11 protein-coding genes are annotated in these 14,715 nt (G+C 51.6%); all 11 read left to right on the top strand.

Annotated elements, in window-relative coordinates:
* Positions 1–5 precede the first annotated feature (5 nt).
* The 11 genes from HGA34_03925 (at position 6) to mutM (ending at position 14,696) form a co-directional block, all read left to right on the top strand.
* Positions 6–422, top strand: a complete 417-nt coding sequence (locus HGA34_03925) for a hypothetical protein (GenBank protein ID NTW22656.1) — start codon at positions 6–8, stop codon at positions 420–422.
* Between the two features lie 3 nt (positions 423–425).
* Complete coding sequence (locus HGA34_03920) at positions 426–1,190, top strand: hypothetical protein (protein NTW22655.1); 765 nt, start codon at positions 426–428, stop codon at positions 1,188–1,190.
* Between the two features lie 26 nt (positions 1,191–1,216).
* Complete coding sequence (locus HGA34_03915; GenBank protein NTW22654.1) at positions 1,217–2,344, top strand: serine protease; 1,128 nt, start codon at positions 1,217–1,219, stop codon at positions 2,342–2,344.
* 96 nt (positions 2,345–2,440) lie between these two features.
* On the top strand, positions 2,441–3,628 hold the full coding sequence (locus tag HGA34_03910) for a phosphoglycerate kinase (GenBank protein ID NTW22653.1): 1,188 nt from the start codon (positions 2,441–2,443) through the stop codon (positions 3,626–3,628).
* Positions 3,629–3,635: 7 nt separating this feature from the next.
* On the top strand, positions 3,636–4,181 hold the full coding sequence (locus tag HGA34_03905) for a prepilin-type N-terminal cleavage/methylation domain-containing protein (GenBank protein ID NTW22652.1): 546 nt from the start codon (positions 3,636–3,638) through the stop codon (positions 4,179–4,181).
* Positions 4,182–4,194: 13 nt separating this feature from the next.
* Positions 4,195–5,496 (top strand): phosphopyruvate hydratase, encoded by a 1,302-nt coding sequence (gene eno, locus HGA34_03900; protein ID NTW22651.1) that lies wholly within the window; start codon positions 4,195–4,197, stop codon positions 5,494–5,496.
* Positions 5,474–7,054 (top strand): 2,3-bisphosphoglycerate-independent phosphoglycerate mutase, encoded by a 1,581-nt coding sequence (locus HGA34_03895; protein ID NTW22650.1) that lies wholly within the window; start codon positions 5,474–5,476, stop codon positions 7,052–7,054. Before eno ends, HGA34_03895 begins: the two co-directional genes overlap by 23 nt.
* 3 nt (positions 7,055–7,057) lie before the next feature.
* Positions 7,058–8,656, top strand: coding sequence for a 2,3-bisphosphoglycerate-independent phosphoglycerate mutase (locus HGA34_03890; protein ID NTW22649.1), 1,599 nt, complete (start codon positions 7,058–7,060; stop codon positions 8,654–8,656).
* A 25-nt stretch (positions 8,657–8,681) separates the two neighbouring features.
* Entirely contained in the window at positions 8,682–12,131 is a 3,450-nt protein-coding gene (locus HGA34_03885; GenBank protein NTW22648.1) for a hypothetical protein, read from the top strand.
* 2 nt (positions 12,132–12,133) lie between these two features.
* A complete protein-coding gene (locus HGA34_03880) occupies positions 12,134–13,783 on the top strand; it encodes a hypothetical protein (GenBank protein ID NTW22647.1) in 1,650 nt (549 codons plus the stop codon).
* Between the two features lie 25 nt (positions 13,784–13,808).
* Complete coding sequence (mutM, locus tag HGA34_03875) at positions 13,809–14,696, top strand: bifunctional DNA-formamidopyrimidine glycosylase/DNA-(apurinic or apyrimidinic site) lyase (GenBank protein ID NTW22646.1); 888 nt, start codon at positions 13,809–13,811, stop codon at positions 14,694–14,696.
* Positions 14,697–14,715: the final 19 nt, after the last annotated feature.

Genomic DNA, 14,715 nt, shown 5'->3' with positions numbered 1-14,715 from the left:
AAAATATGTCTTCAAACGCAAAAATCTCAATCGCGACAATCCTCTTGATCACCGCCTTCACCGGCTTGATTTCATGGATCAGCTTCAATGCTCGCCTGCTTGATCAGATTGCCCGTGCTAACAAGCAGAAGAACGGCCAGGTTGATCTAGTAAAGCTCGATGTCGCTTATCGGCAGCAGGTCAGGACTATCGTGTCCCGTCTTGCGGAAATCGGCGACAGCGCAGCGGAGCATCAGGTGCTTGAACTCAGAAGAGAGCTGCTCGACCTGTTCGTTCCTGGGAAATTCAAGCAATTGCATGTCGAACTGGTATTCGCTTTGAACCAGCGCCTGGAATTCATACAACGGGGAGACCAGGAAAAGAAAGTTGCCAGCGATGCAGCGATAAACAAAGCCAAGACAGAATATTCGTGGCTGAACTAGCTCATGTATAACAGACTGCTGCCATTATTGGTATCTTTAGTAGCTTTGGGCGGATTGGAGGCATTGCTAATCAATCATCGCCTTCTTTATGGTGCCGTGATCGCGGTCAATGCCGTAATGGTATGGGCAGTTTGGCGCATGGCCAAGGACAGCTCGGTAAGTAAGGAATGGTGGCATTTTTCTATAATGCCTGTGGTTTATTTCTCAAGCGTCGTGATGTATACGACGCTGCTCAGACTGGAAGATAAATTCTTCATTCAGTTCCTTTATCTGTTTTCAACGGCGGTGCTTTATCTGTTTTTCCGCTTCAGTTATTTTTTCCTGCTGCGCCCGATGTCCTACAAGGTATCATCGATAGAGAACCTGTCCAGCTATGCGAACTTTTTGAGCTTTTATTTCATAGCCGCCTCTCTTTACGGCTTCCAAGCTTTTTTGAAAATGTCTGCCTGGCCGCTTTTGCTGGGCCTGGCCGCAGCTTGCATTTTAATGATTTATCAGCTATTCTGGGCAAGTAAAATAAGCTTCAAATCTAGCGCAACATATCTGTTTGTCATAGCATCCTGCCTGTTGGAAGCCGCTTGGGCGCTCTCATTTTGGCCCTTGAATTTCCACGTAGTCGGCTTGAGCTTAGCGATCGGTTATTATGTTTTAGCCAATTTGGCCCGTTTTACCCTTCTGGGGCAGATAGATGGCAGGAGGATCAAGTACAATCTTTGGTTCGCCGGCGTCAGTCTGGGGCTTTTGTGGCTTACGGCACGCTGGCTCTAGTCGTAAATAATTAGTAATAAATGAAAATGGAAGGCACAAATTCAAACTCCAAATCCTGGCTGATCGCAGTCCTTGTTTTAGCTACTTTGTTGGGCTTGGGCGGCGGTGTCGTAGGACAGCTGGTTTCCCAGTCATATATAATGGAGTCTTACTTCGGCATCCCGGGAGTCAGCGAGATAAATTTTCCCAAGGATTCGCGCTCCAGCCTTGTGATCAGCGGGCCGAAAAAAGTAGTAGTCGAACAGAATGACAAGGTTTACGAAACGGCCCAGTCTGTAAAAACCAGTTTGGCTGGAATTTATCCCAAGAAGACGCCAAACGCACAAGCCGGTGTTATGGACGGCTATTACCAGCCCAAAGAATTGGCGGGACAAGCCCTTGTGATCAGCAGCGATGGCTGGCTGGTTACCGATTTTCGGCCAGAAGGGGAGGAGTGGGGCAAATACGTCATTGCTGCTAGCAACAAGGAGCTATTCCAATCAGATAAGCAGATTTTCGATAGCGTATCCGGCCTGACGTTTGTCCATGTTCCGGCTAAAAACCTGTCGGTGAGAAGCTTCGCCGACCCTTCTAATCTGCAGAGCGGACAAATAGTCTTGTCAGTCAACTGGCTTGGCGTCAACCAGGTCAACATGGTTGCTGATGTCCGCAAATCAGCAGAAGCAGTCAGCCTGACTGATAAATTTTCAGAAGAAATCAGCTTGGTTGATAGCACTATCAAGGAGGCAGCCAGTCCGATAGTGTTCAATCTGGCCGGAGAAATCGTCGGTTTCGTCAATGGCCAGGGCAGAATCATGCCGGCGGCACAGTTCAGGAGCGTCATATCGAGCGTCCTGCTAAAGGGGAAGGTTGAAAGGCCATCGCTCGGTTTGGCATATGTGAATTTGAGTAAACTGGTACCTGAAAAACCGAAGAATGCCGGACAACAGCCTAGCCAAGGCGCTATCGTAGTGAAAAGCCAAGGAGAGACAGAGCGTAAGATCGGACTGAAAGAAGGGGACATCATTACACAGGTCGGAGCGATCATGATTTCTGATTCGATGCCCTTGAATGAAGCCTTGCAGACTTTCAAAGTCGGGGATAAGATCAATCTGGTATTTTGGCGGGATGGCAAGCAGGACGAGATAGCGGTAAAAGCCAACCTTTTGAAGTAATTCTCAACATTGATATAAAGAGGCGCCAGCGAGGCGCCTCTTTTTGTTTCGGCATGAAATGTGGTATAATAAAAACATAAAATAAATTATACTCGTATGCCGATTCGTTCAATGCGTCAGCTAAAAGATGTAGCTGGCAAAGTTGTTTTTTTACGCGTCGATTTCAATGTCCCTTTGGCTAATGGCAAAGTAAAAGAAGATTACAAGATCATAGCCGGTTTGGCCACTATCAGATTCTTGCTCAGATACGACGCCAAAGTAGTCATCGCAACCCATTTGGGCGATCCGGGGGGTAAGAGGAGCAAAAAATACACGACCGAGCCGGTGGCCAAGAGACTAGAGAAGCTTTTGGGGCGCAAAGTCGTCTTTGTTAAGGATTGCGTCGGTCCCAAGGTGGAAAAAGCGGTAAGCGAGATAAAGCCAGGGCAAGTGATTTTTTTGGAGAATCTCCGCTTTTATCCCGGCGAGGAAAAGGATGACAAGCAATTCGCCCGGCAGCTTGCTCGCCCGGCGGACTTGTATATCAATAATGCTTTCGCCGTTTCGCATCGGGCCCACGCCTCGGTCAGCGCCATCAAGTCACACCTGCCTTCTTACGCCGGGCTGCTGCTTGAGCAGGAAGTGAACAGTATTGAGCGGGCACTGAAGCCGAAAAAGCCATTGGTCGTCGTCATCGGCGGGGCCAAAATCGGAACCAAGCTGCCGATCATCAGTAATTTCATCAAGAACGCCTCGCAGATCCTTGTCGGCGGCGCAGTGGCGAACGATTTCTTACAGAGTCTAGGCTACGAGGTGGGAAAGTCAAAGGTTTCGGGCGACCCCAAACTGGCCAAGCAAGCAGTCGCCATGTATAAGAAAGCTGGCAATAAGAAAATCATCCTGCCGCTCGACTTGGTAGTCTCAAAGAAGAAGGATGGCAAAGGCGCTCTGGCGGTCAGAAGCGTCAGTACGGTGGGCAAGGATGAGTATATTTACGACATCGGACCCAAGACTATAAGTTTTTATAGCCGGTACTTGAAACAGGCTAACACGATTGCCTGGAATGGCCCGATGGGCTGGTTCGAACAGGATAGTTTCAAGCATGGCACGGTCGCGCTTGCCAGGGTCATGGCCGCCAGGTCAAGCGGTAGGGCATTCGGGGTGGTAGGCGGAGGAGAGACGGTTGAAGCCTTGAAGATGGCCGGGATGTTCGATCAGGTTGATTGGGTTTCGACCGGTGGCGGGGCGATGTTGGATTTCTTAGCCGGTGAGCCGATGCCGGGGTTAAAGGGCATAATCAAATAAGCAGATGATGTTCGGTTTAAAAAACCAAAAATCAGGCTTCACGTTGATCGAGGTTCTGGTCGTGATCGCCATTATCGGCATCCTGTCGACTCTTGGCAATGCCGCTTATAGCTATGCCAGGAACAAAGCCAAGATCGTGAAAGCCGGGGCTGACGCCGAACAGATAGAGAAAGCTATCACCGTAATGGCCAATGACACCTTGCTCTGGCCGGGCGGGCAGGCCGTGGATAAGGTTAATCTGACAGTGGGGGTTGAAATATGCGTCTATCTAGCCGACAACTGTGCTTATGGCTTGGCTGCGCCAGAAGCTGGCCTGGTCGCCTCCGACGGCACCTTCCTTGGTTGGAACGGTCCCTACATGACCAGTATTCCCAAAGACCCTTGGGGCAATCAGTATTTTTTCGATACCCATTACCAAGTGCAAGCGGACGGCTCTCCGTGCGACGGCGAGAGCACTTGTTCTCCGGCAGTCGTTGTCGGATCGTACGGGCCGAACGGCACGGGAAACAAGCTTTATAATAAGGACGATGTAATAAGGATCATGACTAAATAATATCAAATATACTATGGCTAAAATCGATAAAATCCACGCTCGGGAAATATTGGATTCTCGAGGAAACCCGACCGTAGAGGTCAAAGTCTACCTGTCTGACGGCACCGCAGCTAAGGCCAGCGTTCCTTCAGGCGCTTCGACCGGCATTCACGAAGCATGGGAGTTGCGCGACGGCGACAAGCAACGGTATGAGGGCCAGGGCGTACTGCAGGCCGTCAAGAATGTAAATGAGCAGATCAGTCAGAAAATCGTCGGCATGGATGCTGAAGACCAGGAGGCTATCGATCGGGCCATGATCGCCCTCGACGGCACGGAAAACAAATCCAAGCTGGGCGCTAACGCCATTTTGGGCGTCTCTCTGGCTTGCGCCAGGGCTGCCGCCACGTCCAAGAAACAAGAGCTTTACGATTACTTGGCAGGGACTTTCGATTTTTCCAAAGACTTCCGTCTTCCGACGCCATCATTCAACATCTTCAACGGAGGCAAGCATGCCGACACTAATCTTGATTTCCAAGAATTCATGATTCTGCCGCTCTCAACCATCAGCTTCAAGGAAAAGGTCCGCATGGGATCGGAAATTTTCCACAGTTTGGGACGGGTCTTGAAATCCGCCGGCTTCGACACCGATGTCGGCAATGAGGGCGGGTATGCTCCAGATATAGTTTCCAGCATCCAAGCCATAGAATTGATCGTGGCCTCAATGATCAAGGCCGGTTATAAGCCGGGCAAAGAGGTCGGACTGGGCATCGATGTCGGTTCGTCGCAACTGTTCAATCCCGAGACCGGAAAATATATCTTCAAGCTGGATCAAGCCACTTTTTCCAATAGCACCCTGGTCGGGCTCTATCACGAGTGGTGGCGTAAATTCCCGATCATCTCTATCGAGGACGGCTTGGCAGAAGACGATTGGGCTGGCTGGCGCGATCTGACCAAAGAGTTAGGCAGCGAGATGCTCTTGATCGGCGACGACCTTTTCGTGACCAATACGGCCCGTCTGCGCAAGGGCATCAAGGAGAAGGTTGCCAATGCTATCCTGATCAAGGTTAATCAGGTCGGCACTTTGACCGAAACCATGGAGTGCATCAAGTTGGCCCAGAAACACAAATACAAGATCATGGTTTCCCACCGTTCCGGAGAAACTTCGGACGATTTCATTGCCGACTTGGCGGTAGCTGTCGGCGCTGAATATATCAAGTCCGGTTCGCTTTCAAGGAGCGAGCGCTTAGCTAAGTATAATCGTTTGATGGAAATCGAAGATATGATCGAATCGCAAACGACAATCAAGACCAAACATGCAAAAAATAAGAATAAGTAAACCGGCCATACTTGTAATTCTTGACGGCTGGGGCGTCGATCAGGCCAATCGCGGCAACGCGATCACCTTGTCCAAGACGCCGAACTTGAATTTTCTTTTGAAGAATTACCCCAATACTTTGCTGGGCGCTTCTGGGCGTTTTGTCGGTTTGCCTAACGGCCAGGATGGCAATAGCGAAGCCGGTCACATGAATCTTGGAGCCGGACGCATCGCCGAACAAGACGCCGTCCGCATCAGCCGCAATATTGCCAACGGCACGTTCTTCAAGAATCCGGCTTTTCTGGAAGCAGTCAACCACGCCAAGGAAAATCATGGCAATGTCCACCTGATGGGCATGCTGGGAAATAATATGACCGCTCATAGCGACCCGGACCACCTTATAGCATTGATTGCATTTTTGAAAAAAGAAGGAGTGCAGAGGATTAATCTCCATCTTTTCACAGATGGCCGCGATTCTCCGAAATATGCCGCCATCAAGCTGATGCGGCAATTGGAGAAGTCGTTTACCGGAGTCGAGACTATCAATACGGTAATCGGTCGCTTTTATGCCATGGATCGGAAGAAAGTTTGGGAACGGACAGAAATGTCTTATAACGTGCTTGTCGAGGGAGGCTGCGATGCTGACGAGTGCCGTTGGTCGCTAAATCCCGAAGAGGCCATCACCGAGGCCTACAATCGCGGAGAAAGCGACGAATATATCCTGCCCTATATTATCGGCCGCCCCGGCAAGCCTTACCCCCGCATCGCCGATGGTGATAGCGTCATATTTTATAATCTGCGTTCTGACCGGGCACGCCAGCTGGCCAAGGCTTTTGTCCAGCCCAATTTCAACGAATTGAACCCCGGCTCCTTCAAACGCCGTGTCGTTTTCAAGAATCTCTGCTTCGTTGCCATGACGGACTTCGGCCCCGATTTGGACAGCATCTTGTCGGCTTTCCCGAGTCCGGACCTGACCGACACTTTGCCAATGCAGCTCAAGGAGCGGAGCCAGCTGTATATCGCCGAGACTGAGAAGTATGCCCATGTGACTTATTTTTTCAATGGCGGATATTCCGATCCTGTTGCAGGAGAGTCGCGCATCTTGGTGCCGTCTCCCGATGTCAGGTCTTACGACGAGACGCCGGAGATGAGCTCCAAGGGTTTGGTTAAGGAGGTGATAAGCAATCTGAAAAAGAAAAAATTCGATTTTACGACCTTGAATTTCGCCGCCCCGGACATGATCGGGCATACCGGAAATCTCGAAGCGGCGATCAAGTGTTGCGAAGCTGTGGACGGCTATGTCGGCAATCTGGTCGAGGCTTATCACAAGATTGGCGGCACGGTTATCATAACAGCCGACCATGGCAATATCGAGCGGATGATCAATCTTCAGACCGGCGAAATTGACACTGAGCACACGACTAATCCTGTGCCGTTCATCTTGGTCAATCAGGAAATGAGAAACAAGGTCAAGCTGCGCACCGATGGCGTACTGGGTGATGTCGCCCCGACCATTCTAGACCTCTTCGGGTTGCCGCTGCCTAAGGCGATGCCCCGCAAAAGCTTATTGTTAAGATAATATATGTTAAGCAAAGACCAGCAATTGAAGAAGCCGAAACCCGTCGTTTTGGCCGTCCTCGACGGGTGGGGCATCGTGCAGCCTTATAGCGGCAATGCCATCAGCCAAGCGAACACTCCGACGATGAAAGAGCTTATTTCCAAATATCCGGCCATGACCATACGCGCCTCGGGTGAAGCCGTGGGTTTGCCTTGGGGCAAAGACGGCAACAGCGAAGTCGGTCATTTGAACTTGGGAATGGGTAGGATCATGTATCAGGACCTTCCTCGTATCAACAAGTCAATCAGCGACAACAGCTTCTATCAGAATCGTGCCCTGATCGATGCCATCAAGCACGTCAAGGACAAAAAGTCCAAGCTCCATGTCATGGGCCTGGTTTCCAATGGCGGCGTCCACGCCTCGATCGAACATTTGCAGGCGTTGCTCGTCTTGGCGAAGGAGCAGGGCATCGAGCAAGTCTATATACATGCGATTCTGGACGGCCGCGACACGCCCTATAATAGCGGCTTGAATTATTTGAAAGACATCACCAGAACGATTGCCGAATACGGCGTCGGCAAAATAGCGACTATCTCCGGCCGATTCTACCCGATGGACCGCGATAATCACTGGGATCGCATTGAAAAAGCTTATTTGGCAATGACTGCCGGCCAAGGCAATAAGTCGAGCGACCCGGTCATGGCGGTGGAGGACAGCTACACCAAAAAGATATACGATGAAGAGTTCGTCCCTACAGTCATCGAGCAGGGTGGCAAAGCGGTCGGCTTGGTGGAGCAGGGGGATTCCTTGATCTTTTTCAATTATCGCCCCGATAGAGCCAGGCAGATCACTAAGGCTTTCGTCCTGCCGAGCTTCGACAAGTTCAGCCGGCCAAAATATCTGACCGACCTGCTTTATGTCTGCTTTACGCAGTATGAGAAGGACATCCCGGTGGAAGTCGCTTTCCCTCCAGAGGAAATCAAGGACACTTTGGGCGAGATTATCGCCAATGCCGGATTGAAGCAGTTACGGATCGCGGAAACTGAGAAGTACGCCCATGTGACTTATTTCTTCAATGGCGGGCGCGAAACCAAATCAGAAGGAGAGACGCACGACTTGGTGCCTTCGCCGCCGGTCCCTAGTTATGATATGAAGCCCGAGATGTCGGCTCCCGAGGTAACGGATAAGTTGCTCAAGGCTATAAATGAAGACCTGTATGATTTCATCTTGGTCAATTACGCCAATGCCGACATGGTGGGGCATACGGGCAATATCCGTGCCACTAGCCAGGCATGCGAGGCGGTTGATAAATGCGTGAAGAAGCTGGTCGACGCGGTGCTGGCCAAGGGCGGCGTGATGATGATTACGGCTGATCACGGCAACGCTGAGGCAAAATTCAATATGCAGACCGGCAGCATCTCGAAAGAGCATACGGCCAACCCGGTACCTTTCATTATAGTGGGGAAGGAATTCGAGGGGCGGCGCATCGGCAGCCAAGACGCTTATGGCGGCGATCTGAGCCTAGTCCAACCGCAGGGCATCTTGTCAGATGTCGCTCCAACCGTACTGCACATCCTGGGTATAGAGAAACCTGAGGCTATGACCGGAAGGTCTTTGGTTTAAACTTTGATTCCGGTATAATCATATTATGACCAATAGGATAGAAAAACTATTCATTTTCCCAGCGGCAGCATTGCTGGTTCTTTGCATCGGCTGGGCAATCGCCGCCCCCTCGCCTGACGCCATCGGCGTCCGAGTCGCCCCTAACCCGAAGCACTACTCGGCCCAGCGCTGGTATCAGTCGCAAGGCTTCAAGGGCTCGCCCCAAGCTTTGGTCGTCGACGGTTATGAGGCCATCCGTGACGGACGGACTGTCTATATCGATGTTGCCAATATCGTCGAAGCGGCCCCGGCCAACAACGAGATTTCGACCAATGATCAATTCTTCACCAATATTTTCATCATTTCCTATAATCAGGATGCTGAGAAGGCGACCGAGGATATCTTCGGGCAGATCCTGGCTAATTGGAAGTTCAACAACAATATACTCAAAGCGGGAACCTGCAACCAGACCGCGACGCAGTCTTGCATCTATGGTCCTACTTGCGTCGCCCCTGAATGCCCGACCTGCGCTAAGGGTGAATACTGCATAAGTTCCCATGATGTTTCTGTCCGTGATACCAAGCGTTTGGCCGACCTTAACGACTTGAATGAGCTTCTGGTCGCCTATAAAGCCAAAAATGGAGGCCTTTGCCCCAAACTCGAATCCGGTTCCTATCTGCCCAATAAGACTATCTCAACTTGGCCTTCATGGCAGGAGACTTTAGGCAAGGCCTTGGGTGCTAACCTGCCGTTCGACCCCATCAACAGGATGGGCGCTTGTGCCGGCTTCAATTCTCAGACCTGCTGGAACGAGACTACAAGGTCTTTCGCTGACCCGACTCCAGCCGATGCCAATTTCGACCTGCCTGACGGCAGTCGGGCGTATATCTATATGTCTAGCCCCGACGGTCGCAGCTGCAGCTTTTTTGTCGCCACTGAATCCGGCCTGGTTTGCAATGCCGCCGGAGTCTGTTCGGTGGGGAATAATCTGGGAACTCCCAATCCTTTTTCTATAGTGCCGGGGGCAATCGTCGTTACGGGCGCCTCCAATACTCCGCCAACCATCGTTTGCGGCAGCATGTCATCATTCCCTAAAGACCCGTTTTCCGGTTTCGTCTCCGTCTTCGATATCGACCGCGATCCGATCAGCGGTTGGCAGGTCGATCCGCTTTCTCCGGCCAACTGGGCGGCCTGGCAAGCAGCCGGATGGGTCTGGCAACCCGGACAGACGAGTCTAGTGTTTGCAAATACTGCCGTTCCGAACCAGAAAAAGCTCGTCGCCCAGCAAGGAGGTAACACCGGCAATTACCAGGCTCGCGTCACCGTTTCTGACGGCATCAGCACGAGCAGTAAGCTGTGCAACATCACCATGGGACCATCTCTGCCGATTATCCAGGCGCTCAATGTGAAGGCCAAGGCTGGGAATTATGCCACCACTACTATTTTCGGCTATGAGACCAACAAGAGCTATGGCTTGACTTTTTCGATGACCGGCGACAAGGGCAGCGGACCGATTGCCAATTTCCTGACCTGCACCTCGACCAGTCCGGTTGTCGGCGAGCCCGACGGCAAATTCAATTGCTACGTCAACCAGAAAATAACCTATCAGCCAGGCGTTTATACCGTGACCGTGACCGGCACCGATACGCAAGGCGATACGGCCATGACCAGTTTCATCTTCGACATAACGAACACGCCTCCACGGGTCAATTCCGTCACCTGCGATCCGGTTATCCGAGCCTTGGGCGCTTATTCCTGCACGATAACGGGAGTTGATGATGAAGGCAACGCGATAACCAACTACTCTGTCGTCGGCTTGCCCCCGGGCTTGTCGGTCACGACCGCTGGAGGAGTCGGTACGATCAGCGGAATCCCGGCTCTAGTAGGAGCGGGACCGCATGCCCTCTCTATCGTCGCTACCGATGAATATGGTTTTTCCGGACCGGCGACGGCTTTCAATCTTCAAGTCAATAATTTTTGCGGTGACGGTGTCAGCCAGCAACCCAATACCGAAGGGGCTGGCGGTTCGGCTGCGGGGGCTGAACAATGCGACGGGACCGACGGAATCGCGCCCAACCCCCCAGGCAGCGCGCCGAACCGCCAATACGGCTGTACTACCGTGGGCACCAATGTCCAATTGACTGGCAACATGTTTTCCGGGACGAATCTGAGCTGCGGGCTGGCTGGCGCCAACGTCACCGGGTCGTGCAACGCCGCTTTTTGGACTTATAATTTCGTTACCCCGGCCGTCAGTCAATATTTTGCCACGGTTGAGACCAGCAATTGGGGTACCTCACCCTATGGCTCGCTTGAGACTTTCGCGCCGGTCGGCGGAGAAGAGAACGTCTGCCCGCAGGCTGGCGTACAGCATCACGTCAGGGTGCTAGTTGATGGCAACTACAAAGGCGAATTTTGCGCCAATGCAGCAGCTCCGGGCGGCGCCAACTCTTTCAGCAATGTCGCCCTAGGTCCTTTGACCGGCGGCAATCACGTTTTGCGTCTCGAGTGGGACAACGATTGGACCTACAATCCTGACAACATTTGGGGTACGGCCGACGACGCCGACTCCAATATCAAGATTTATACGATCAAGGTTGATGATAAGCCGTGCCCCGAGGGCGGCAATTGCGCTGGCACCTGTGTCCAGTTCGGGGGCTATTGCGGTGATAGCATTGTACAGGCTGAATATAACGAGAACTGCGAGAACTCCGTGACCGATTCGGCTCAGCGGTGCGGCATCTTGAATACCAATAGCATACTCGATTCTGACGGTAGCGCCTTCGATTGCGGCACTTTGGCTAATAATACGATTGGCCAGGGCGGCATCGACAGCCTTTACGTAGCACTTTGCGACTCTTGCCAGATCGGTTGCCAAGCTGACCCGAATCGGAACAAGCTCGGTATGGGCTGCTATTTGGGTCAGGCCAGCCCAGTCGCGCCACCACCGCCTGGATCGTGCCAGAAGGGCGTTTGGACCTGCCAAGCCAACACCATGGTCTGCCAAGACGTTTTTCCATCTCCGAAATTCGATTATTGCTGCGCCGGCCAGGACAACCTGATCAAGACCAATGCTATCGGCCCATTTACTATTGTCAGGGCAGACGCCACCGACTTGGTCGTGCCGTCTTTCGTCGGGGTTTATGCAAATGTCGGGACGGTGTTCAACTATTATAATTGCGATCAGGTCTGCCAAAAGGTCGGCAAGGTCTGTATCGGTGTCGGCTTGAATGACCATACGACCAACGCCTGCAAGTCGATAGTCCACGATGTCGGCGGCGCTTGCAGCTGTTCCAACGGCATTAACCAATATGATGACGACTGCAAGTCAAAGTTCAGCTTAGCCGGAGCCAGTACGGTCGTGTCTTTGGCTGCTGCCGATTGGGGCTATGCCTGGAATTGGGTTTTCGGCTATCAGGGCGTATGCAACGACTGTTCAGCCGTTGCCGGCTTGAGCCAGTTCTACCAGGTCGGCGAAACCGCCTGCTATTGCCAATAATTATGAATAAGGAAAATAAAAAGAAAATCATCATCGGCTCAGCTATTTCGGTATTATTGATATTGGTAGCTGTAGCATATTATTTCAACAGCCGCAGCGAGGGGGAGACAGTCACGCCAAGGTCTTCGACGTCGACCCAACCCGTCTCTGTAGCCAATGCCAAGCCGGCAGCAAAAAGGCCGATGCAGATGGCCGAGGCGAAGCAGCCAAGCCTCGACAGCTGCGCCAAATCAGACGAGGCCAGCCGCAAGTCATGCGTCAACCAGTATTATTCAAGCCAAGCTTTTTTAGAAGAAGACACTAGGATCTGCCTTAAAGTCGATGATTATACTCTCCGAAACCAGTGCCTATATAATCGCCTGACGCCGCTGAAGAAGCCTGATGAGTGCCGTCGCATTGCCGATGCCAATTTCCGCGACCGTTGCCAAGAGGACATCGGCATGAGCGTGCAGGGTGCCGATTATTGCGACAAATTCGATGACGAGCCGAGTGAGAAGCAAGAATGCGTCGATCGCGTTACGGCAATCGAGGCCTCAAAAAGGGGTGACATCCAGGCTTGTGCCGGCATCAAGACTCTCGAATACGGCTTTTTATGCGAAATCAACGCTATGAAGCAAAAAGGGAATGTCTGCGAAGAAATCTCCGATGTTAAAAAAAGAAATCTCTGCATCTCGAGGGTTCAATTTTCACGAGCCAAAGATAAGGCCGATTGCGATAAGCTGCCAGACGAGACATATAGGAGGGTTTGCAACAATATCCTGGGCGTCAGTCTTGATGATAAGACCCCGTTCGATTCCGATAGCGATGGGCTGAACGATTATCGCGAGCTATGGATAAGCACCGATCCTTTCAACCCGGACACCGACAGCGATGGGCTTAACGACGATGCGGAATATAATGTTAATTTTACCGACCCGATAGATCCTGACTCTGATGATGACGGCTTGAAGGATGGCGAGGAGGTGGCCAAGGGCACTAATCCCAAAATGCCGAACAGGCCAGGGACCGTCAATAAAGTAGACACTGACGAGGACGGACTATTGAATTCCGACGAGGTCAAATGGGGAACTAATGCCGTCAATTCCGATACCGATGGCGATGGCGTTATGGATGGTGCCGAGATCGGCAACGGAACAGACCCCTTGGGTCCGGGCTGGCAACAAGATGCCGACAGGGACGGGTTGATCGATGCGGATGAGATTTTTTATCTGACCAACCCGCTCAAAGCCGATACTGATAGCGATGGCACCAAGGATGGAGAGGAAATAAAGATGGGAAAAAATCCCCTCGGCAAAGGCCAGATGGACTTCGACCTGGACGGCCTCACTGATGCTGATGAGGCGAAATATGGCACCAGGCCCGGCCTTAAAGATACGAATAGCGACGGAATCGATGACAGTGAGTCCATACGCAAAAAGGTCAATCCAACGAGCAATGACTCCGACGGCGATAAATTGTCGAACAGTTTCGAGATCAAGTCGAAAACCAACCCCTTTAATAAGGACACGGACAAGGACGGCTTGAATGATTTCGACGAAGTGGAGAAATACCACTCGAACCCGCTCAAGGCCGACACGGATGGCGACGGTTTCACTGATGCCAATGAGGTGAGCAAGGGTTTCAACCCGCTTTCGAAAATCAACAAAAAATAACCCGGCACTGAATAAAAGTCCTATTATGCCTGAACTCCCAGAAGTCGAAACTATAGTCAGGGATCTGCATGGATTCTTGGCTGGACAAAAAATAAGCGGATTTCAAATAAAAAACCCCCTGGCTGGCCGAAGCAATGGCCAGCTTAATTTGGGATTGCCGGAATTCAAGTCAAGGATTACGGGCCAATCGGTCAAAAAGGTCAGCCGTCGAGCCAAGACATTGGTTTTTGAGCTCGACCAGGATTATCTTTTGATCCACTTGAAGATGACCGGCCAGTTGGTTTATCAGTCTTGCCGCAAGGAAGCTTGCGATACTGTCGCTGGCGGACATCCGATAGTCGGGGTCGGGAACGAGCTGCCTAATAAATTCACGCGAGCTGTTTTGGACTTTGCTGACGGTTCGCATCTGTATTTCAATGATGTGAGGCGCTTCGGTTGGCTGCGGCTGGTATCGTCAGACGAATGGTTGGCTTATGAAAAATCACTGGGCCTCGAGCCGCTCGAAAAGGGATTTACTCTCGATTATTTTTCTAAGTCCATCAGTAAGAAAAAAAACTCAACCATCAAGCAAGCCATCCTGGAGCAGAAATATTTTGTCGGAGTCGGAAATATCTATGCGGACGAGTCGCTGTTCGCATCCAAAATCAAGCCAGCTCGCAAGGTTTCGAGCCTCTCGGCTGACGAAGTAAAATCGCTTTGGCTGGCCATTCCTAAAATTTTAAAATCAGCCATCAAGCACCGCGGAACGTCATTCAATGATTATCGCGACGCCCGAGGGAAGCGCGGCAATTTCGTCAAGATGCTCAAAGTTTATGGCCGGTCCGGGCAACCTTGCACTATTTGCGGTCAAACACTGTCCAAAGCCAGGATCGGGGGCAGGGGAACGGTCTGGTGCGATCATTGCCAGGTGTAATATTTTGGGAATAATGCGG

The sequence above is a fragment of the Candidatus Falkowbacteria bacterium genome, assembly GCA_013336275.1.
In the GTDB taxonomy this organism is placed as follows: domain Bacteria; phylum Patescibacteriota; class Patescibacteriia; order Patescibacteriales; family GWE2-39-37; genus JAAXUA01.
The sequence above is the reverse complement of the archived record's forward strand: the minus strand, read 5'-3'. Positions and strand labels throughout refer to the sequence as shown.